Genomic DNA, 18,179 nt, shown 5'->3' on the forward strand with positions numbered 1-18,179 from the left:
CTCACTACGTTAACCGATTTTCCCGGCGACTCATAATCGAGTCCTTCGGGAATAAATTCCGGACATGCCGAAACCCGAACCCGTTGGGGAAGATCGATCGGTGGTGAGTGGATGGCCGCTCCGGGGTGCCTCGAACAGCAGGCCCGGCTCTTGCGGCTCGGTCGAGATTAGGCGCATCAGTCCCCGGAGTCAAGTCCTCCTCCGGCGCGGCGTGTGAGCCCGGTAGGGGCTCACCGTGGGATCGCCGTCGACCCAGAAGCGCCATGGGTGCTGGGCTCCGTCACCCCCCACTCCGGTGCGCGGGCCGCTGCGTACCTGGTCGGCGGGGACGGGGATGCCGGTGAGTACGGACAGAGGGGACTCGGGGCCGGCGCAGGCGTCGGTGCCGTCGAGAGTCCGGTCGACATCGAGCGCGGTGGCCAGGCGGGCGGGACCCTTGGCCAGTTCCTTGTCGTACCGGGCCGAGATTCGGCGTTTGCGGGCCAGATCCCGGCCCACTCGGATTTCGCCCGCTCGGAGCAGTACACCGCCGGCGGAGCCCTCGGGCCCGCAGACCAGGTTCAGGCAGTGCCACATGCCGTAGGTGAAGTAGACGTACGCATGGCCCGGGGGTCCGAACATGACCGCGTTGCGTGCCGTGCGGCCCCGGTAGGCGTGGGAGCCCGGGTCGGCTTCACCCGCGTAGGCCTCCACCTCGGTGAGGCGGAGTTCGATGGGGCCGTCGTCCGTCATACGTACCAGGGTGCGGCCGAGCAGGTCCGGGGCGACCTCCAGTACGGGGCGGTCGAAAAAGTCCCGCGGCAGCGGCGTACGGTCGGGGCTCTCGATCATGTCGTACGAGCGTAGTGGGGAACCGGTTACGGTCGTCGCGCGTATGCGCGTATGTATGGGGTCAGGATCCGAAAAGGAGTGATCATGGGGTTCAAGAAGCTGCTCGCGAGCCTGGGCGCCGGTGGGGCGTCCGTGGAGACGGTGCTCATCGAGGCGAACGTGGTGCCCGGTGGGGTCGTACAGGGTGAGGTGCGGATCCAGGGCGGTTCGGTGGACCAGCAGATCGAGGGGCTTTCGGTCGGTCTGCAGGCGCGCGTCGAGGTCGAGGGCGGCGACCAGGAGGTGAAGCAGGACATCGAGTTCACGAAGGTGCGGCTCGGTGGAGCCTTCCAGGTGAAGGCCGGGGCGGTGCACGCGGTGCCGTTCGGGCTGGAGATCCCGTGGGAGACGCCGGTCACGAACATCGCGGGTCAGCACCTGCACGGCATGGACATCGGTGTGAGGACGGAGCTGGAGATCGCCCGGGCGGTGGACTCCGGGGACCTGGACCCGATCAATGTGCACCCGCTGCCGGCGCAGCAGGCCATTCTGGACGCCTTCATCCAGCTCGGCTTCCGATTCAAGAGCGCGGACATGGAGCGAGGGCACATCCGCGGGACGCGGCAGCGGCTGCCGTTCTACCAGGAGATCGAGTTCCTGCCGCCGCAGCAGTACCGGGGGCTGAACCAGGTCGAGCTGACGTTCGTCGCCGACGAGCGCGAGATGGACGTCGTGCTGGAGATGGACAAGAAGCCGGGCCTGTTCAGTGAGAGCAGCGACTCCTACCGGGCGTTCAAGGTGGGGCTGAACGACTTCCAGAACACCGACTGGGCCGCCTACCTCAACCAGTGGCTCGCCGATGTCGGTGGCCGCCGTAACTGGTTCTAGTCTCGGGAGACCCGGGTCGACCGGGTAGGACACAGGACAGGCGAAATCGGAGGTTCACAAGTGGCCGAGGGGAAGAGGGCGCCGCTCCCTCACGACTTTCATCCGCCGGTGCAGTCGTTCACGGTGGTGAGTGAAGATGTGGCGCCGGGGGCTGTGCTGTCGGACGCACAGGTGTACGCGGAGGGGAACACGTCGCCGCATCTGCGGTGGGAGGGGTTCCCGGCCGGGACGAAGAGCTTCGCCGTCACGTGCTTCGATCCGGACGCTCCGACCGGGAGCGGGTTCTGGCACTGGGTGCTGTTCGACATCCCGGCGTCGGTCACCGAGTTGCCGGCGGGTGCGGGCAGCGGGAAGTTCGAGGGGCTGCCCGCGGGTGCGGTGCACGTCCGCAACGACTACGGGTCGAAGGACTTCGGTGGGGCGGCTCCGCCCGCGGGTGAGAACCACCGGTATGTGTTCACCGTGTACGCGGTGGACACGGAGAAGCTGGGGCCCGACGCGGACGCTTCGCCGGCCGCGATCGGGTTCAATCTGCGGTTCCACACGCTGGGTCGGGCGCAGCTGATCGGGGAGTACGAGTCCCCGGCGTAGGGCTGCCGTTCGCTTTTTGTTTGCCCGCTTCTGGTCTTGGAGAGATCAGGAGCGGGCATTTTTATTGCGTTGTCCAACCCGGCGCGCCCGGCCAGAGTTGATCCAAGCCCGCCAGGGGGGTGGGCCGGCACACGGGAGGTGGGCACAAATGCGGGACACGCTGGTACTGAACGCGAGCTTCGAGCCGCTGTCGACGGTGACACTCAACCGTGCGGTGGTGCTTGTGCTGCAGGACAAGGCTGTGGTGGAGCAGGAGCATCCCGAGCTGCGTGTGCGGGCCGCCCGGGTGGAGCTGCCGGTACCGCGGGTGATCAGGTTGTGCAGGTATGTCCGGGTGCCGTTCCGAAGACAGGCCCCGTGGTCGAGGCGGGGTGTGCTGGTACGGGACCAGCACCGGTGCGCGTACTGCGGTGGGCGCGCGACGACCGTGGACCATGTGGTGCCGCGGGCGCAGGGTGGTGGCGACAGCTGGCTGAATACGGTGGCGTCCTGCGCGGAGGACAATCACCGCAAAGCGGACCGTACGCCGGAGCAGGCGGGGATGCCGTTGCTGCATGAGCCGTTCGTGCCGTCGCCGGCGGACGCGATGCTGCTGGCGATGCGGGCCGGTGAGCGGTCCGCGTTGCCGGAGTGGCTCGCGCAGTCGGCGGCCGCGTAGTCGCCGCCGGAAGCAAGGCCCCCGTGGGTCCGGAAGCCCGTCTCAGGTCGAGGCGGGCTTCTTGCGCGTGGGGCGCGGGACGAGGTCGCCACCGCAGTTGGGGCAGATGTTCCGCATGGCCGTCGTACAGGTCTGGCAGAAGGTGCATTCGTAGCTGCAGATGTAGGCGGCCGCGGTCGGGGGTGTGGCCGCCTCGCACCGCTCGCAGATCTCGCGCATCTCCAGTGCCATGGGTCAGTCCCTCGTGAGAAGTTGAATGATCGCGAGGATACCAACGGTGATGATCACTGCGCGCAGGAGCGTCGGGGGCAGTCGGCGGCCGACTTTCGCGCCGATCTGGCCGCCGATGGTGGAGCCGACCGCGATGAGGAGTACGGCCGTCCAGTTGAAGTGGGCGACGAAGAGGAAGAAGAGCGCGGCGATGGTGTTGACGACTGCCGCGAGGATGTTCTTGACGGCGTTGAGGCGCTGCAGGGTGTCGTTGAGCAGCATGCCCATGAGGGAGAGGTAGATGATCCCCTGGGCCGCGGTGAAGTAGCCGCCGTAGACGCTGGCGAGGAGGAGGCCGGCGAAGAGGAGAGGGCCGCCGTCGGGGTCCGTGGGGGCGCCTTCGCGCTCGCGGCGGCGCTGAACGGCCCGCGAGATGCGGGGCTGCAGGAGGACCAGCGTGAGCGCGAGGGCGACGAGCACCGGGACGATGGTCTCGAAGGCGGTGGAGGGCAGGAGCAGGAGCAGTATGGCTCCGGCGAGTCCCCCCGTGGCGGCCGCGATGCTCAGGCGCAGGACGCGGCGGCGCTGGCCGGTGAGTTCGGCGCGGTAGCCGATGGCGCCGCTGATGGAGCCGGGGATGAGACCGAGGGCGTTGGAGACGGTGGCGGTGACCGGTGGGAGGCCGGTGGCGAGCAGGACCGGGAACGTGATCAGCGTTCCCGAACCCACGATGGTGTTGATGGTGCCGGCGCCGATGCCCGCGGCGAAGACGGCGAGCATCTCCCAGGTCGTCACGGTGTGCCCCTTGCCTCGTGCATGATGCGTGCGTACAGGATCGGTGCTTGATGCACTGATCATGCACGAAGGCGGGGTGCGTCAGTCGACGGGGGGTTCCTCGCGTCGCTGCGCCGGGGGGCGCTCCTTGCCGTTGCCGGAGGTGTTGAAGCCGGGGGCACCGCTGCCGAGGTTGCCGAAGGCGCCGGAGAGGCCCTTGAGGGCGTCGCCGATCTCGCTGGGGACGATCCAGAGTTTGTTGGCGTCGCCTTCGGCGATCTTCGGGAGCATCTGGAGGTACTGGTAGGAGAGCAGCTTCTGGTCGGGGTCGCCGGCGTGGATGGATTCGAAGACCGTGCGGATGGCCTGGGCTTCACCTTCGGCGCGCAGGGCGGCGGCCTTGGCCTCGCCTTCGGCGCGGAGGATCGCGGACTGCTTCTCGCCTTCGGCGGTGAGGATCTGCGACTGGCGGATGCCTTCCGCGGTGAGGATGGCGGCGCGCTTGTCGCGGTCGGCGCGCATCTGCTTCTCCATCGAGTCCTGGATGGACGTCGGGGGCTCGATGGCCTTCAGTTCCACGCGGTTGACGCGGATGCCCCACTTGCCGGTGGCCTCGTCGAGGACGCCGCGGAGGGCGGCGTTGATCTCCTCGCGGGAGGTGAGGGTGCGCTCCAGGTCCATGCCGCCGATGATGTTGCGGAGGGTGGTGACGGTGAGCTGCTCGATCGCCTGGATGTAGCTGGCGACTTCGTAGGTCGCGGCGCGCGCGTCGGTCACCTGGTAGTAGATGACGGTGTCGATGTTGACGACCAGGTTGTCCTGGGTGATCACCGGCTGGGGCGGGAAGGGCACGACCTGTTCGCGGAGGTCGATGCGGTTGCGGATCGAGTCGATGAACGGGACGACGATGTTCAGGCCCGCGTTGAGGGTGCGGGTGTAGCGGCCGAAGCGCTCGACGATGGCGGCGCTGGCCTGCGGGATGACCTGGATCGTCTTGATCAGGGCGATGAAGACCAGCACCACCAGGATGACCAGGACGATAATGACTGATGGCATCGTGTTCCCCGTGCCCTTCGCTGCCGGTTGTTTTCGATGATCGAGTTTCCCAGACGGCGGAGTGTCGTGTGCGCCGTTCCGTGGGGTTGACCGGGTTCCGTCACTAGCGGTGCGTCACATGACGACGGCGGTCGCTCCGTCGATCTCGACGACGTCGACCCGGGTTCCCGGTTCGAAGGCCAGGTCCTCGTCGAGGGCGCGGGCCGACCAGACCTCGCCGGCGAGCTTGATCCGGCCGCCGCTGCCGTCGACCCGTTCCAGTACCACGGCTTGGCGCCCTTTCAGGGCGTCGACGTTGGTGGCGAGTTGGGGGCGTGCGTCGCGGTGGCGTGCGGCGATGGGGCGTACCACGGCGATGAGGGCGACGGAGACAGCGGCGAAGACGACGACTTGGGCCACCACGCCCAGGCCGAGAGCCGCGGTGAGGGCTCCGGCGATCGCTCCGACGGACAGCATTCCGAATTCCGGCATCGCGGTCAGGACGAGGGGGATGCCGAGTCCCACCGCGCCGATCAGCCACCAGACCCATGCGTCGATGTCCACATGGTCATGGTAGGACCGGGGGTCCGTTCGCCGACAGGGCGCGGTGGGGGTGGTTGTGGGTCAGCCGAGGGGGAGGCCCTGGGCGGTGTAGCGGTCGCCGACGTGCTCGACGACCAGCGGCAGGCCGAAGCAGTGGGAGAGGTTGCGGGAGCTGAGTTCCATCTCGATGGGGCCTGCGGCGAGGACCTTGCCCTGACGGATCATCAGGACGTGGGTGAAGCCCGGCGGGATCTCCTCGACGTGGTGGGTCACCATGATCATGGAGGGGGCGTAGGCGTCGCGTGCGAGGCGGCCGAGGCGGCGGACGAGGTCCTCGCGGCCGCCGAGGTCGAGGCCGGCGGCGGGCTCGTCGAGGAGGAGGAGCTCGGGGTCGGTCATGAGCGCGCGGGCGATCAGGGTGCGCTTGCGCTCTCCCTCGGAGAGGGTGCCGAACTTGCGGTTCAGGTATTCGGTCATGCCGAGACGGTCGAGGAAGGCGCGGGCGCGCTGCTCGTCGACCTCGTCGTAGTCCTCGTGCCAGGTGGCGGTCATGCCGTACGCGGCGGTGAGGACGGTCTGCAGGACGGTCTGGCCCTTGGGCAGCTTCTCGGCCATGGCGATGCCGGCCATGCCGATGCGCGGGCGCATCTCGAAGACGTCGACCTTGCCGAGCTGGTCGCCGAGGATGCGGGCGGTGCCGCGGCTCGGGAAGAGGTAGCTGGACGCGACGTTGAGGAGGGTCGTCTTGCCGGCGCCGTTGGGGCCGAGGATGACCCAGCGCTCGCCCTCCTTGACCGACCAGGAGACCTCGTCCACCAGAGCGCGTCCGTCGCGGACCACGGATACGTCCACCAGCTCCAGTACATCGCTCATGAGCGTTGTGTCTCCCCTTGCGGTCGAGTCTCGTCGTCGCTCGCGCCTGTGGGCGCGGCTCCCAGGGGAAAACCTACGCCACCGGTGGGGCGGACCGGCCACCTAGGGTGGGGGCATGCTTGTCGAACCACGTTCAGGACGGTTGGCCGCATGGGGGAACGCCCTGCTGGCCGGGTTGGTGTCACCGGATGAGGCCGTGCTCGCGATCGTCGCGGACGACGCGGTGCACCGGGTGGAGGGGCTGCCGGGCGAGGCGGGGCCGGTCGGGCTGACGCTGGCGCTGGGGCGGTTGCGGTCGCTGGGGGTGACGGGATGGCGGGTGGCGCTGCCGGCACCGGGTCACCCGCTGGGGCTGAGCGGACCGCCGGAGTTCAACGCGCGGGCGCTGGAGGCCGAGGAGGCGGTCGTCGGGTACGGGGCGGCGTTCGGCCTGGTGCCGGAGGTGTACGAGGCGGGGCCGGCCGGGGACGTGCACGTGGAGGTCGTCTGGCACTGCCTTCCGGTGCGGGAGGCGCCGCCGGCGGACGTGCCGGCGCTGGGTGAGGCGGAGCGGGAGCTCGCGGAGGCGCTGCGGGAGGCGACGTCGGTGCTGACGAAGCTGGACGTGGCGGCCTCGGGGCCGGTGGCGGAGGCGGCGCTGGACGCCTATCGGGCGCGGGCGCACGCGGGCCGTGAACTCCTGGCGCCGGGATACCCGCCGCGTGCGGTGCGGGTGCTGGAGCTCGCTCAGCGGGTGGGTCTGCTGATCTCGCTGGCGTACGAGAACGGGCACGGTGGGGCGGTGAGCTCGTCGGAGATCGCGGCGCGGGCGGAGGCGCTGCGGCCGGTGGAGCGGGTGGCGCGGCGGGCGCAGGTGGCGGCATTCAACGCGTATGTGGAGGAGCGGGAGCGGGAGGCGTAGGGGGCGAAAGGGGCGCGGGTCCGGGTCCGGGCGGAAAACGGACCGGCCCCCAGGAGCGCTGGGGGCCGGGCGGTTCGGTGGGCGTCAGTGGTTGACGCCTTCGTTCCCGAAGGCCGGGTTGGCGACGCCGATCACGCTGACGGTGTTGCCCACGACGTTCACCGGGACGTGGACCGGGGCCTGGATCAGGTTGCCGGAGCCGACACCGGGGGAGCCGATGGCCTGGCCGTCCGCGTGCGCGCTGGTCGCGGACGCGGCACCCGCGGCCGCGGCCACAAGCCCACCGGCGACCATGGTGACAGCAGCGGCCTTCTTCAGGGTCTTCACTTCAGGATCCTCCGTTGGCTATCGCTGCGGCGATCACCGCAGCACGCCATGGAGAACGGCGTCGCCCCGTCCAGGTTGCGCCGGACGGGTGACATACACACGACGGTATGAATCTCAGATCGGCAGACGACATTCCGGTTGACCGGCCGACGCGCCCGGCCGGCGGCTGCCGTGGGACCTCAGCCGGTCAGGCCGTGGCGCACGGCCCACAGCGCCGCCTGGGTGCGGTCGGCGAGGTCCAGCTTCATGAGGATGTTGGAGACGTGGGTCTTCACCGTCTTCTCGGAGAGGACCAGCGCGCGGGCGATCTCCCGGTTGGACCTGCCGTCGGCGATCAGGCCGAGGACCTCCCGCTCCCGGTCGGTCAGGGTGCCGCCGCGGCCGTTGCCGCCGTTCGCCTCGTCCTGTGAGAGCAGCGCCCCGGCCACCTCCGGCTGGAGCAGGACGTGTCCCGCGTGGACGGAGCGGATGGCACCGGCCAGCGCGTCCGGGTCGACGTCCTTGTACACGTATCCGGAGGCGCCCGCGCGGAGGGCGGGCACGACCGTACGCTGCTCGGTGAAGCTGGTGACGATGAGCACCTTGGCCGGGTTGGCCAGCTCGCGGAGCTTGCGGAGCGCCTCGATGCCGTCCATGCCGGGCATCTTCACGTCCATCAGGACGACGTCGGGCCGGAGCTCCTCCGCCCGGGCCACGCCCTCGGCGCCGTCACCCGCCTCCCCCACGACCTCTATGTCGTCCTGGACCTCCAGGAAGGTGCGCAGGCCACGGCGAACCACCTGGTGGTCGTCGACGAGCAGGACGCGGATCGTCTTGTCAGCCACCGGGGACCTCCATCTCGATCGTGGTGCCCTTGCCGGGCTCGGACTGCACGGTGAGGCTGCCGCCGACGCCACCGGCCCGGTCCCTCATCGAGACGAGACCCAGATGGCGGCCGGCCCGGCGGACGGCGTTCGGTTCGAAGCCCTTGCCGTCGTCGGTGACGCTCAGGTGCGCGCCCTGGCCGCGGCGAACCAGGGAGACGGCCACATGATCCGCCCCGGAGTGACGCAGCGCATTGTGCAGAGCTTCCTGCGCGACGCGCAGCATGGCCTCCTCCTGGGCGGCGGGCAGGGCCCGTATGCCGGAGCTGTGGAAGGTGACCCGCGCGCTGTGGGCCCGGTCGAGGACCTGGATCTGCGTACGGAGGGTGTTGACCAGGCCGTCCTCGTCGAGCGCGGCGGGGCGCAGCTCGACGACGGCGGCGCGCAGCTCGTCCGCGGCCTCGGCGGCGAGTACGGCGACCTGCTGGAGCTCACCCTTGGCGCGGGCCGGGTCCCGGTCGACGAGCGCGGCGGCGGCCTGGGCCGTGAGACGGAGGGAGAACAGCTTCTGGCTGACGGCGTCGTGCAGCTCGTGGGCGAGCCGGGAGCGCTCCTCGGCGATGGTCAGCTCACGGCTGCGCTCGTAGAGCCGGGCGTTGGTGAGGGCGATCGCGGCGTGCTGGGCGAGGATGCCGAGCAGTTCCTCGTCCTCGGCGGTGAAGCCGCAGCCGCTGTCCGGCCGGGCGCAGCGCTTGTTGGCGAGGAAGAGGGCGCCGATCGTCTCGTCGCCGTCCCGGACGGGCAGGCCCAGGAAGTCCGACATCTCGGGGTGGGCGGACGGCCAGCCCTCGAAGCGGGGGTCCTTGCGCACGTCGGCGAGGCGCTCCGGCTTCGCGTCGTGGAGCATCGCGGCGAGGATGCCGTGCTGCCGGGGCAGGGGGCCGATCGCCTTCCACTGTTCCTCGCTGACACCGTCGACCACGAACTGGGCGAAGCCGCCGTGGTCGTCGGGCACGCCCAGCGCGGCGTACTCCGCGTCGAGCAGCTCGCGGGCCGAGGCGACGATCGTCTTGAGGACGTCGCGCACCTCCAGGTGCCTGCTCATCGCCAGCAGGGCGGTGCTGACGGCGGAGAGGCCGGAGCGGGGTGGTCGATCGGTCATGCGTTCACGTTACCGGTGGGGGGTGACCGTCCGTATCCGACCGGGGACGGCCGGGCCCGGGACCGCGGACCTAGGTCCAAGTTCCCTGGTCGTCGGGGCGCTGGGACGAGGCGGCGGGGCGGTGCGCGGGCCGAGGCTGGGGACATCCGCAGAGAGGGGATGGAGTCATGGCTGTCGCGATCGTCACGGGTGCGTCCAAGGGGCTGGGGCGTGCGCTCGCCTCGGCGCTGGCCCGGGAGGGCTGGGACCTGGTGCTGGACGCCCGGTCGGGTGACGTGTTGAAGGAGAGCGCGCGGGAGGTGGAGGCGTACGGCACGCGCGTGGTGGCACTGCCGGGGGATGTCACGGACGCCGGGCACCGCGCGGAGCTGGTGGGTGCCGCGAGGGAACTGGGCGGGCTGGATTTGCTGGTGAGCAACGCCAGTGCGCTGGGCGCGCAGCCGCTGGTGCGGCTGGAGGCGCTGCCGGTGGCCGGGCTGCGGGCGGCGCTGGAGACGAATGTGGTGGCGGCGCTCGGCCTGGTGCAGGAGGCGCTGCCGCTGCTCCGGGCGAGTGCGGCCGGTGCGGTGATCACGGTCAGTTCGGACGCGGCCTCGGAGGCGTACGGCACGTGGGGCGGGTACGGGGCGTCGAAGGCGGCGCTCGACCAGCTGGCGGCGGTGCTGGGGGTCGAGGAGCCGGGGCTGCGGGTGTGGGCGGTGGACCCCGGCGACATGCAGACCGATCTGTACGCGGCCGCCGTCCCGGACGACGACGAACCGCGACCGGCTCCCGAGTCGGTGGTACCGGGGTTCCTGAGGTTGCTGGCGCGGCGGCCGGTGAGCGGGCGGTACGCGGCGACGTCGGCGGGGGTGGACGAGTGACCGCCGTGTGGGAGGCGCTGCGTGTGCCGGAGGAACTGTCCGCGCGGTTGCCCGCCGAGCAGCGCGGTACGGGGCGGGACGACGTGCGGCTGATGGTGTCGCGCGGGTCGGCCGTGTCGCACCACGCCTTCCGGGACCTGCCGGAGCGGTTGCGGGCCGGGGACGTGCTGGTGGTCAACACGTCGGCGACGCTGGCGGCGGCGGTCACCGGGCGGCTCGGGGAGGGTGCGGGTGGGGATCCGGTGGTCGTGCACTTCTCGACGCGCGGGGACGACGGGCGCTGGGCGGTGGAGCTGCGCGATCCGGACGGGCGGGGCAGCACACGCCCGCGTGCCGGTGGCCCGGCGGGCCTTGTCGTACGGCTGCCGGGCGGTGGCCGGCTCGTGCTGGAGGAGTCGCTGAGCACCGGGTCCGCGCGACTGTGGTGGGGGTCGGTGTCGGTGCAGGTGCCGGGGCTTCTGGCGCGGTACGGGCGGCCGATCCGCTACGGGTACACCGACCGGGACCAGCCGCTGTCGGCGTACCAGACGGTGTTCGCGGTGCCGTCGCCCGACGGGGCGGGTTCGGCGGAGATGCCGAGTGCCGCGCGGCCCTTCACCGCCCCGATGGTGGCGCGCCTGGTGAGCCGGGGGGTGCAGTTCGCGCCGATCACCCTGCACACGGGGGTGGCGTCGGCCGAGGCGCACGAGCCGCCGTACCCGGAGCGCTTCGAGGTGCCGGCGTCGACGGCGTGGCTCGTGAACGCGGCCCGCGCGGGTGGGGGCCGGGTGGTCGCGGTGGGGACGACCGCGGTGCGGGCGCTGGAGTCGGCGGCCGACGGGCGGGGGCTCGTGCGGGCGGCTTCCGGGTGGACGGACCTGGTGGTGACGCCGAAGCGGGGTGTGCGCGCCGTGGACGGTCTGCTGACGGGACTGCACGAGCCGGCCGCGTCGCATCTGCTGATGCTGGCGGCGATCGCCGGGACCGAGGCGCTGACCTGCGCCTATACCGAGGCACTACGCCGTCTCTACCTGTGGCACGAGTTCGGCGACGTCCATCTCCTGCTCCCGGAGGACAGCCCTCACAGTGCGCATTGCTGACGCAACTGGCGGTGAGACTGTTACACGCCTGATGTGAGCCCGCGCATAGGACCCAGATCACTTACGAAGCGGATTAGTGCTGGGACAAAAGCCGCATGAGTGCTGGTCGAGGGGGTGCGGGAGGGGTTTTGGGGGGCTTCGCCCACCCTCCTGATCCACTATGCGGCTTCGTACGTCACACCTTTGCCACAGGATTTTGCGGCCGCTAAGAATTGCAGCCGTTGCCCGCCGAGCAGGCGCAGCGCCACCCGGCCTGGCAACTCCCGCGATTCGAAGAGGTACGACTGCATGTCCGCGTTCAGCCGTCTCAAGAAGAACCACAAGATCTCCCTCGCCGGCGTTGCCACGCTCAGCGCCGCCGCCCTCGCCTTCTCCGTCGTTCCCGGCAACGACGCCGCCGCGGAGACCGAGCCGCAGGCTGTTGCCGCCGCCGCGCCGGTCGCCTTCGGCAGCACCCAGAACAAGCCGCTGCACCTCGGCCTGAACGAGCAGCAGACGGCCATCGAGCTGAAGGCCAAGGCCGACGCCGCCGCCAAGGCCCAGGCCGCCGCCAAGGCGAAGGCCGCCGCGGCCGCCAAGGCCAAGGCCCAGGCCGCCGCCAAGGCGAAGGCCGCCGCGGCCGCCAAGGCCAAGGCCGAGGCCGCCGCGAAGAAGCGCGCCGCCGCCAAGGCCGCCGCCAGCCGCGCCGCCGCCCGCAAGCCGGTCTACGCCAACAACCTGGACGGCTGGATCCGCGAGGCGCTCGACATCATGAAGAAGCACAACATCCCGGGTACCTACGAGGGCATCCACCGCAACATCATGCGGGAGTCCAGCGGTAACCCGAACGCCATCAACAACTGGGACATCAACGCCATCAACGGTGTTCCGTCGATCGGTCTGCTGCAGGTCATCAAGCCGACCTTCGACGCCTACCACGTCCCGGGCACCAAGCACAGCCAGTGGGACCCGGTCGCCAACATCGTCGCCGCCTGCAACTACGCGGCCGACCGCTACGGCTCCATGGACAACGTGAACAGCGCCTACTGAGGCATCCGGGCAACCTGACGGCCCAGCGCCTCAGGAGCTTCGAAACGCGGAAGGGCGGCACCCCGAACGGGGTGCCGCCCTCCGCGTCGTCCGCGTTACCGGCTCACTTGCGCATGACCTCGGGCTCGTGCCGGCGGAGCAGGCGCGCCACCGCGAAGCCGCAGGCGATGCCGATGAGCAGCAGGATGGTGATGTTCATGCCCCACTGGCCGGCCGTGTGCTCCCACAGCGGGTCCAGGTTGGTCGGGTCCTTCGGGTCCCACGGCGGCATGAGGTGGGCCAGGTCGAGCGTCGCGCCCGCGCCGGCGATGGCCCAGCGCGAGGGCATCAGCCAGGCGAACTGCTCCAGGCCGGGCGAGCCGTACACCTGGAACAGGATGCCGGTGAAGACGACCTGGACGATGGCGAACATGACCAGCAGCGGCATGGTCTTCTCGGCGGTCTTCACCAGCGAGGAGATGACCAGGCCGAACATCATCGAGGTGAAGCCGAGCGCGATGATCGTGACGCAGAGCTCGACGGCCGGCGGCATGATCAGGCCCTCTTCGGGCAGCTCGCGGGTGGCGAAGCCGATGGCGCAGATGATGACGCCCTGGATGGCCGTGATCACGCCGAGGACGATCACCTTGGACATCAGGTACGCCGAGCGGGACAGGCCGGTGGCCCGCTCCCGTTCGTAGATGACCCGTTCCTTGATCAGCTCTCGTACGGAGTTGGCGGCGCCGGAGAAGCACATGCCGACCGCGAGGATCAGCATGATCGTGCCGGCGTCACCGTTGAACCGGGACGGCGGCTTGGGCGGCGCGAGACCGAAGTCGGCGGGAATGACGACGGAGACCACGCCGAGGACGGCGGGCAGGATCACCATCAGGCCCATGAAGCCCTTGTCGGACGCGATGACCGACACGTAGCGGCGGATCAGGGTCCACAGCTGGGAACCCCAGCCCTGCGGCTTGGGCGGGCGGGCCATCGCCTGCTGCGGCATCTGGACCGGCTGCGCGGCGACGGCGTCGATGTCCGCGGCGTACATCTGGTAGTGCTGCGAGCCCTTCCAGCGGCCCGCCCAGTCGTAGTCGCGGTAGTTCTCGAAGGCGGAGAAGACGTCGGCCCAGGTGCTGTAGCCGAAGAAGTTGAGCGCCTCCTCCGGCGGGCCGAAGTAGGCCACCGACCCACCGGGCGCCATGACGAGCAGCTTGTCGCACAGGCCCAGCTCGGCCACCGAGTGGGTGACGACGAGGACCGTGCGGCCGTCGTCGGCGAGGCCGCGCAGCAGCTGCATGACGTCGCGGTCCATGCCCGGGTCGAGACCGGAGGTGGGCTCGTCCAGGAAGATCAGCGACGGCTTGGTGAGGAGCTCCAGGGCCACCGAGACACGCTTGCGCTGGCCGCCGGAGAGGGAGGTGACCTTCTTCTCCTTGTGGATGTCGAGCTTCAGCTCGCGCAGCACCTCGTCGATGCGGGCCTCGCGCTCGGCCTCGGCGGTGTCACCGGGGAAGCGGAGCTTGGCCGCGTAGCGGAGCGCCTTCTGGACGGTCAGCTCCTTGTGCAGGATGTCGTCCTGCGGAACCAGACCGATGCGCTGGCGCAGCTCGGCGAACTGCTTGTAGAGGCTGCGGTTGTCGTAGAGGACGTCACCCTCGTTGGCCGGGCGATATCCGGTCAGCGCCTTCAGGAGCGTGGACTTGCCGGAGCCGGAGGGGCCGATGACGCCGATCAGTGACTTCTCGGGGACGCCGAAGGTGACGTCCTTGAGGATCTGCTTGCCGCCGTCGACCGTGACGGTGAGGTGGCGGGCGGAGAAGGAGACCTCGCCGGTGTCGACGAACTCCTCGAGCTGCCCGCCGACGATCCGGAAGGTCGAGTGACCCACACCCACGATGTCGTTGGGGCCGATGAGGACGGAGCCGCCCTTGGCGATCGGCTGACCGTTGACGTACGTGCCGTTGTGGGAGCCGAGGTCGCGGATCTCGAAGCGGCCGTCGGGCGTGGCGTGGAACTCGGCGTGGTGGCGGGAGACCTGGAGGTCAGAGACGACCAGCTCGTTCTCCAGGGCACGGCCGATGCGCATGACGCGGCCGAGGGCGACCTGGTGGAACGTCGTGGGGCTGCGGTCGCCGTAGACCGGCGGAGCCCCCGCGGCACCGCCGTGGCCCGGGGCCTTCTGGGCGTACTGCTCGGCAGGGGCCGACTGCTGGTGCGGCACCTGCGGCTGGGCCTGCGGCACCTGGTGCGGTGCCTGAGGCTGCTGTTGCTGCTGCCAGCCCTGCTGCTGCGGGGCGGGCGCCTGCTGCTGTTGCTGCCAGGCCTGCTGCGGCTGCTGGGGCGGACCCTGGTGGGACTGCGCCTGCGGTGCGGCGGCCTGGGCGCTGTACGCACCGGCCTCGGCACTCGTGAGGCTCAGCCGGGGCCCGTCCGTGGCGTTGCCGAGGTGCACGGCGGAGCCGGGGCCGATCTCCATCTGGTGGATCCGCTGGCCCTGCACGTACGTGCCGTTGGTGGAGCCGTGGTCCTCGATGACCCAACTGCGGCCGCCCCAGGTGATCGTGGCATGGCGCCACGACACCCTGGCATCGTCGATCACCAGGTCCCCCTGCGGATCGCGTCCCAGGGTGTACGACCTGGACGGATCGAGAGTCCAGGTCCTTCCATTCAATTCCAGTACGAGTTCCGGCACTCCATGCCCCACTAGTTGTCCCCCGAGTGACTCCCGTCGCGGGGAGTCTAGGGATGGTGAACATCGGGGGGAACTATTTCAGGCCCGGTCCCGGAACGGAAAGTCGGGCGGTGCGAAGACAGCGCGCCGGCGAACGGGCGCCCTCACTTCGCCGTGCTTCCGCGTGCCGTTGACGGAGGAGAAATGCGCCCGGAGAGTGGTAAGGGCCCATGAGTGCGTACGGATCATGCGCGAACAGGGCAACTCGGTATGGATCGGGGGGTCCTTGTGTACGCGAGTGGCGACGGCGTGAGCATTCGGTGGGGGGATGTGATCCTGGCCTCGATTGCCGCCGTGAGCTGGGCGCTGGTGGGCATGGCCGGTGCGGCGGCGCTCGGACTGCACCTTCTCGGGGCCGATACGGTGGGCGCGCTCGGGCCGATGACGGCCGCGGTGGTCGTGCTGGGCGTGGGCGGTTCGGTGACGCCGTCGGGCGATGTGTCCGCGTTCGGGCTGGAAGGTGCGGCGGCCGAAACGGCCGTCGACATCGCGCCACTGGGCGTGGGCCTGGTGGGGGCGTTGCTGCTGGCGTACTTCTTCCTGCGGTCGCTGCGGGGCGCGGGGCCGTTCATTTCGGGGAGTGAACTCGCCGCGCGCATGGCTGTTTTGGTGGTCCTGTTCGTGGGAGCGGTCGGCGGGCTGGCGTGGGCGGGTCACGACGTCATCACGATTGACGGGGCGTCGCTCGGACTGGAGGGGGTTTCCCGGGACGGGAGCGGCAGCGGTGGGGGCGGGGGCGGATCCGCGGACGGGTCGGGGGGCGGGGGGATCGAGATCCCGGGGTTCGGGGAGATACCGGGAATCGGGATTCCCGGGACCGGCGTTCCGGGCGTCGAGATCCCCGGGCTCGGTGACATCGGAGGACTCCTGCCGGACCGGATCGCGGACGTGGTGGACGCCAAGGCGTCGGTCGGTTTCACCGTGGACCTGGCGGACTCGCTCGCCGGGTCGCTGTACTGGGTGCTGGGTGTGCTCGTGATCGCGCTGCTGGTGTCCCGGCGCGCGCCGCTGCCCCCGGGGCGGGGATGGGACGCCGTACGGCGGCTGGTGCGTCCCGGCGTCTCGGCCCTTGTGACGGTGCTGGTGGTGGCCGTCGTCGCGGGGTACGCGGCGGCGGGGTACGCGGCCGTGGGCGACGAGCATCCCCGGCGGGTACTGGGCGCGGCGCTGCTGGGGGCGCCGAACGGAGTGTGGCTGGCGGTACAGCTGGGGCTGTTCGTGCCCTGGGAGGGCCGGGCGTCGGGAGCGCCGGCGCGGATGCTGCCCGATCCGATGGACGATCTGCTGAGCGTGTCCGCCACCGGACCGGTGACGGTGGCGAGGCTGGCCGAACTGGACCGCGCGGTGTGGCTGTTGGTGGTCGCGGCGGGCGTGATGATGCTGTGCGCGGGTGTCCTGACCGCGGCGCGAACACCGCGGGGCGGGGTGGGGGCGGTGGTGTTCGCGGGCCGGTGCGCGGTACGGCTGGGGGTGGTGACGGCGCTCGCGCTTCCGCTGCTCGTCCTCCTGACGAGGGTGTCGGTGGGGGCGTCGTTGTCCGTCCTGGGGGTCAACGCGTTCGACGCGGCCGTCGAGCTGCGCGGGGACGCGGCCATGGCGCTGCTGGTGGGCGCGGTGTGGGGCGGCGCGGCGGGCGGGGTGGGGGCGTTGCTGGCGTGCGGGGCGGGAGCGGCGGGCGAGTCGGCGCCGGAGCCGCTGCCCGCCGCGGCCGGTGCGGCGGTGTCCTGGGGGCCGGGCCCGTACACGCCGTCGATGCCGTACCGGCCGCCGAACCCGGACACGAACCCCTATCTGCGGGCACCCGACGGTATCCACGGGGCGCCCACGGTGGCCCGCCCCTGGGTCCCGCCGCCCCCGGCGCCACTGCCACCGCCGCGCGGTCCCGGACCCCGCCCGGAAGACGTCCCTCCGGACGGCCCGCCGCCACCCGGCCGCCCCCGCGGCTGGTAGCCCGCGCCCGTGCCCGGCGCGCGGGGGCTGACGCCCACGGTCACGCGGCCTCCTGGCGCACGTCCCCGCTCCCCCGCTCCCGGCGGCTCCGCGGAGCGAGGGCCGCAGAGTCGGACGGGTGAGGGCGCGAGCTCCGCTTCGGGGCCGGACAGGCCGGACAGGGAAGCGCCCGGGCCCCGGGTCCACCGCCTGCCGCCGTCCGCCGCTTGCCCGCCGGCCGGGACCGCCTCCCGGGGGCTGTCGGCCGGTCAAGGCCGGAGGTGGGCGACCGACGCAAGGCCGGCGGTGGGCGACCGACGCCACGGTCCGGCAGGCACGGGGCCGGTCAAAGCGCCCGCCGGCGCCCGGCCACGAGGCCGGCGCCACGGCGCGCGCTCGCCGGTGGACCCCGGCTCCGCGCGTACGGCCGCTACGCGCCGTGGGGCTCCCCCGTACCGGACGCCCAAGCGGGGGCCCGCCGGGGACCGCGCGGCCGTCGGGCCGGGCGGGCCGTGGGGCGGCAGCGCGGTCCCCCGCCGGTCAGGGGCGGGCACCCCGGGCCGGGGAGCGTCACCCGGCCCGGAGTGCCCGGAAGGGGGGCCGGGGAGCCCGCAGGCTTCGGCCGGCCCGGCAAGGGGGCGGCAGCGCGGTCCTCGGCTCTTCACGGCCGGGGCCGTGCAACCGGAACGGGGCCGCGCGCTGTTCGGCCGGCCGCCGCGAGGGGTCGTCTCAGCCGTCACCGCCGGGGGCTTGGGGCCATCACCCGACCCCGGAGAATCCGCAAGCCTGCACGGAGCCGCACCCCCTTCCGCCGATCCCGACGAGGGGCCACCAGCAGCGCCCTCAGCCCGTCACCGCAGAGGCCTGGAACCTCGCCCGACCCCGAAATATCCCCAAGACGGAACGGAGCCGCGCGCCCCTCCGCCGGTCGCGGCGAGCGGCCAGTGGCACGGCACTCAGCCGTCACCGCCGGGGGATTGGGGCCATCACC

Annotated in this window: 18 protein-coding genes; 8 read left to right on the forward strand and 10 right to left on the reverse strand. The window is 71.3% G+C overall.

What is annotated here, in order from left to right; all coding sequences use genetic code 11:
- Positions 1-189: 189 nt before the first annotated feature.
- Positions 190-831 carry a DNA-3-methyladenine glycosylase gene (locus ACY34K_RS00005; protein WP_462741437.1) on the reverse strand — a complete coding sequence of 214 codons (642 nt, stop codon included), beginning with the start codon at positions 829-831 and terminating at the stop codon, positions 190-192.
- Between the two features lie 84 nt (positions 832-915).
- Between ACY34K_RS00005 and ACY34K_RS00010 the strand changes: the two genes are divergently transcribed.
- The 3 genes from ACY34K_RS00010 to ACY34K_RS00020 all read left to right on the forward strand — a co-directional run bounded on the left by ACY34K_RS00010 (position 916) and on the right by ACY34K_RS00020 (position 2,947).
- Positions 916-1,698: a sporulation protein gene (locus ACY34K_RS00010; protein ID WP_462741440.1), complete on the forward strand. Its 783-nt coding sequence runs from the start codon at positions 916-918 to the stop codon at positions 1,696-1,698.
- 60 nt (positions 1,699-1,758) lie between these two features.
- A complete protein-coding gene (locus tag ACY34K_RS00015; RefSeq protein ID WP_462741443.1) occupies positions 1,759-2,289 on the forward strand; it encodes a YbhB/YbcL family Raf kinase inhibitor-like protein in 531 nt (176 codons plus the stop codon).
- A 148-nt stretch (positions 2,290-2,437) separates the two neighbouring features.
- Positions 2,438-2,947 carry an HNH endonuclease gene (locus ACY34K_RS00020; protein WP_462741446.1) on the forward strand — a complete coding sequence of 170 codons (510 nt, stop codon included), beginning with the start codon at positions 2,438-2,440 and terminating at the stop codon, positions 2,945-2,947.
- Between the two features lie 42 nt (positions 2,948-2,989).
- Here ACY34K_RS00020 and ACY34K_RS00025 read toward each other — a convergent pair whose 3' ends face one another.
- From ACY34K_RS00025 to ACY34K_RS00045, 5 genes are all read right to left on the reverse strand, one after another.
- Positions 2,990-3,178: a DUF1272 domain-containing protein gene (locus ACY34K_RS00025; RefSeq protein WP_462741448.1), complete on the reverse strand. Its 189-nt coding sequence runs from the start codon at positions 3,176-3,178 to the stop codon at positions 2,990-2,992.
- A gap of 3 nt (positions 3,179-3,181) precedes the next feature.
- The gene (locus ACY34K_RS00030; protein ID WP_462741451.1) at positions 3,182-3,952 is read right to left on the reverse strand and encodes a sulfite exporter TauE/SafE family protein; all 771 of its coding nucleotides are present in this window, start codon (positions 3,950-3,952) and stop codon (positions 3,182-3,184) included.
- 81 nt (positions 3,953-4,033) lie between these two features.
- Positions 4,034-4,987 (reverse strand): SPFH domain-containing protein, encoded by a 954-nt coding sequence (locus ACY34K_RS00035; protein WP_462741454.1) that lies wholly within the window; start codon positions 4,985-4,987, stop codon positions 4,034-4,036.
- Between the two features lie 114 nt (positions 4,988-5,101).
- The gene (locus tag ACY34K_RS00040; RefSeq protein ID WP_462741457.1) at positions 5,102-5,530 is read right to left on the reverse strand and encodes an NfeD family protein; all 429 of its coding nucleotides are present in this window, start codon (positions 5,528-5,530) and stop codon (positions 5,102-5,104) included.
- 60 nt (positions 5,531-5,590) lie between these two features.
- Positions 5,591-6,382, reverse strand: coding sequence for an ABC transporter ATP-binding protein (locus ACY34K_RS00045; protein ID WP_462741460.1), 792 nt, complete (start codon positions 6,380-6,382; stop codon positions 5,591-5,593).
- Positions 6,383-6,497: 115 nt separating this feature from the next.
- On the opposite strand from ACY34K_RS00045, the gene ACY34K_RS00050 reads away from it, so the two are divergent.
- Entirely contained in the window at positions 6,498-7,283 is a 786-nt protein-coding gene (locus tag ACY34K_RS00050) for a hypothetical protein (RefSeq protein WP_462741463.1), read from the forward strand.
- 84 nt (positions 7,284-7,367) lie between these two features.
- Here ACY34K_RS00050 and ACY34K_RS00055 read toward each other — a convergent pair whose 3' ends face one another.
- From ACY34K_RS00055 to ACY34K_RS00065, 3 genes are all read right to left on the reverse strand, one after another.
- Complete coding sequence (locus tag ACY34K_RS00055) at positions 7,368-7,610, reverse strand: chaplin (RefSeq protein ID WP_462741467.1); 243 nt, start codon at positions 7,608-7,610, stop codon at positions 7,368-7,370.
- A gap of 179 nt (positions 7,611-7,789) precedes the next feature.
- Entirely contained in the window at positions 7,790-8,434 is a 645-nt protein-coding gene (locus ACY34K_RS00060; RefSeq protein ID WP_462741470.1) for a response regulator, read from the reverse strand.
- A complete protein-coding gene (locus ACY34K_RS00065) occupies positions 8,427-9,575 on the reverse strand; it encodes a GAF domain-containing sensor histidine kinase (protein WP_462741473.1) in 1,149 nt (382 codons plus the stop codon). Before ACY34K_RS00065 ends, ACY34K_RS00060 begins: the two co-directional genes overlap by 8 nt.
- Before the next feature lie 167 nt (positions 9,576-9,742).
- Between ACY34K_RS00065 and ACY34K_RS00070 the strand changes: the two genes are divergently transcribed.
- The 3 genes from ACY34K_RS00070 (at position 9,743) to ACY34K_RS00080 (ending at position 12,546) form a co-directional block, all read left to right on the forward strand.
- Positions 9,743-10,438 carry an SDR family NAD(P)-dependent oxidoreductase gene (locus ACY34K_RS00070; protein ID WP_462741476.1) on the forward strand — a complete coding sequence of 232 codons (696 nt, stop codon included), beginning with the start codon at positions 9,743-9,745 and terminating at the stop codon, positions 10,436-10,438.
- Entirely contained in the window at positions 10,435-11,517 is a 1,083-nt protein-coding gene (locus tag ACY34K_RS00075; RefSeq protein WP_462741478.1) for an S-adenosylmethionine:tRNA ribosyltransferase-isomerase, read from the forward strand. Before ACY34K_RS00070 ends, ACY34K_RS00075 begins: the two co-directional genes overlap by 4 nt.
- Before the next feature lie 288 nt (positions 11,518-11,805).
- Positions 11,806-12,546: a transglycosylase SLT domain-containing protein gene (locus tag ACY34K_RS00080; protein ID WP_462741481.1), complete on the forward strand. Its 741-nt coding sequence runs from the start codon at positions 11,806-11,808 to the stop codon at positions 12,544-12,546.
- A gap of 103 nt (positions 12,547-12,649) precedes the next feature.
- Here ACY34K_RS00080 and ACY34K_RS00085 read toward each other — a convergent pair whose 3' ends face one another.
- Positions 12,650-15,232 carry an ABC transporter ATP-binding protein/permease gene (locus ACY34K_RS00085; protein WP_462741484.1) on the reverse strand — a complete coding sequence of 861 codons (2,583 nt, stop codon included), beginning with the start codon at positions 15,230-15,232 and terminating at the stop codon, positions 12,650-12,652.
- A 237-nt stretch (positions 15,233-15,469) separates the two neighbouring features.
- On the opposite strand from ACY34K_RS00085, the gene ACY34K_RS00090 reads away from it, so the two are divergent.
- Positions 15,470-17,209: a streptophobe family protein gene (locus ACY34K_RS00090; RefSeq protein ID WP_462741487.1), complete on the forward strand. Its 1,740-nt coding sequence runs from the start codon at positions 15,470-15,472 to the stop codon at positions 17,207-17,209.
- Positions 17,210-18,179 lie beyond the last annotated feature (970 nt).

This window comes from Streptomyces sp. STAM6, from assembly GCF_054963715.1.

Bases quoted from the DNA above. Each gene is read 5' to 3' on its own strand.
- ACY34K_RS00005 (WP_462741437.1), bottom strand. From the start codon at position 831: ATGATCGAGAGCCCCGACCGTACGCCGCTGCCGCGGGACTTTTTCGAC.
- ACY34K_RS00010 (WP_462741440.1), top strand. From the start codon at position 916: ATGGGGTTCAAGAAGCTGCTCGCGAGCCTGGGCGCCGGTGGGGCGTCC.
- ACY34K_RS00020 (WP_462741446.1), top strand. From the start codon at position 2,438: ATGCGGGACACGCTGGTACTGAACGCGAGCTTCGAGCCGCTGTCGACG.
- ACY34K_RS00025 (WP_462741448.1), bottom strand. From the start codon at position 3,178: ATGGCACTGGAGATGCGCGAGATCTGCGAGCGGTGCGAGGCGGCCACA.
- ACY34K_RS00035 (WP_462741454.1), bottom strand. From the start codon at position 4,987: ATGCCATCAGTCATTATCGTCCTGGTCATCCTGGTGGTGCTGGTCTTC.
- ACY34K_RS00045 (WP_462741460.1), bottom strand. From the start codon at position 6,382: ATGAGCGATGTACTGGAGCTGGTGGACGTATCCGTGGTCCGCGACGGA.
- ACY34K_RS00050 (WP_462741463.1), top strand. From the start codon at position 6,498: ATGCTTGTCGAACCACGTTCAGGACGGTTGGCCGCATGGGGGAACGCC.
- ACY34K_RS00065 (WP_462741473.1), bottom strand. From the start codon at position 9,575: ATGACCGATCGACCACCCCGCTCCGGCCTCTCCGCCGTCAGCACCGCC.
- ACY34K_RS00070 (WP_462741476.1), top strand. From the start codon at position 9,743: ATGGCTGTCGCGATCGTCACGGGTGCGTCCAAGGGGCTGGGGCGTGCG.
- ACY34K_RS00080 (WP_462741481.1), top strand. From the start codon at position 11,806: ATGTCCGCGTTCAGCCGTCTCAAGAAGAACCACAAGATCTCCCTCGCC.
- ACY34K_RS00090 (WP_462741487.1), top strand. From the start codon at position 15,470: ATGGATCGGGGGGTCCTTGTGTACGCGAGTGGCGACGGCGTGAGCATT.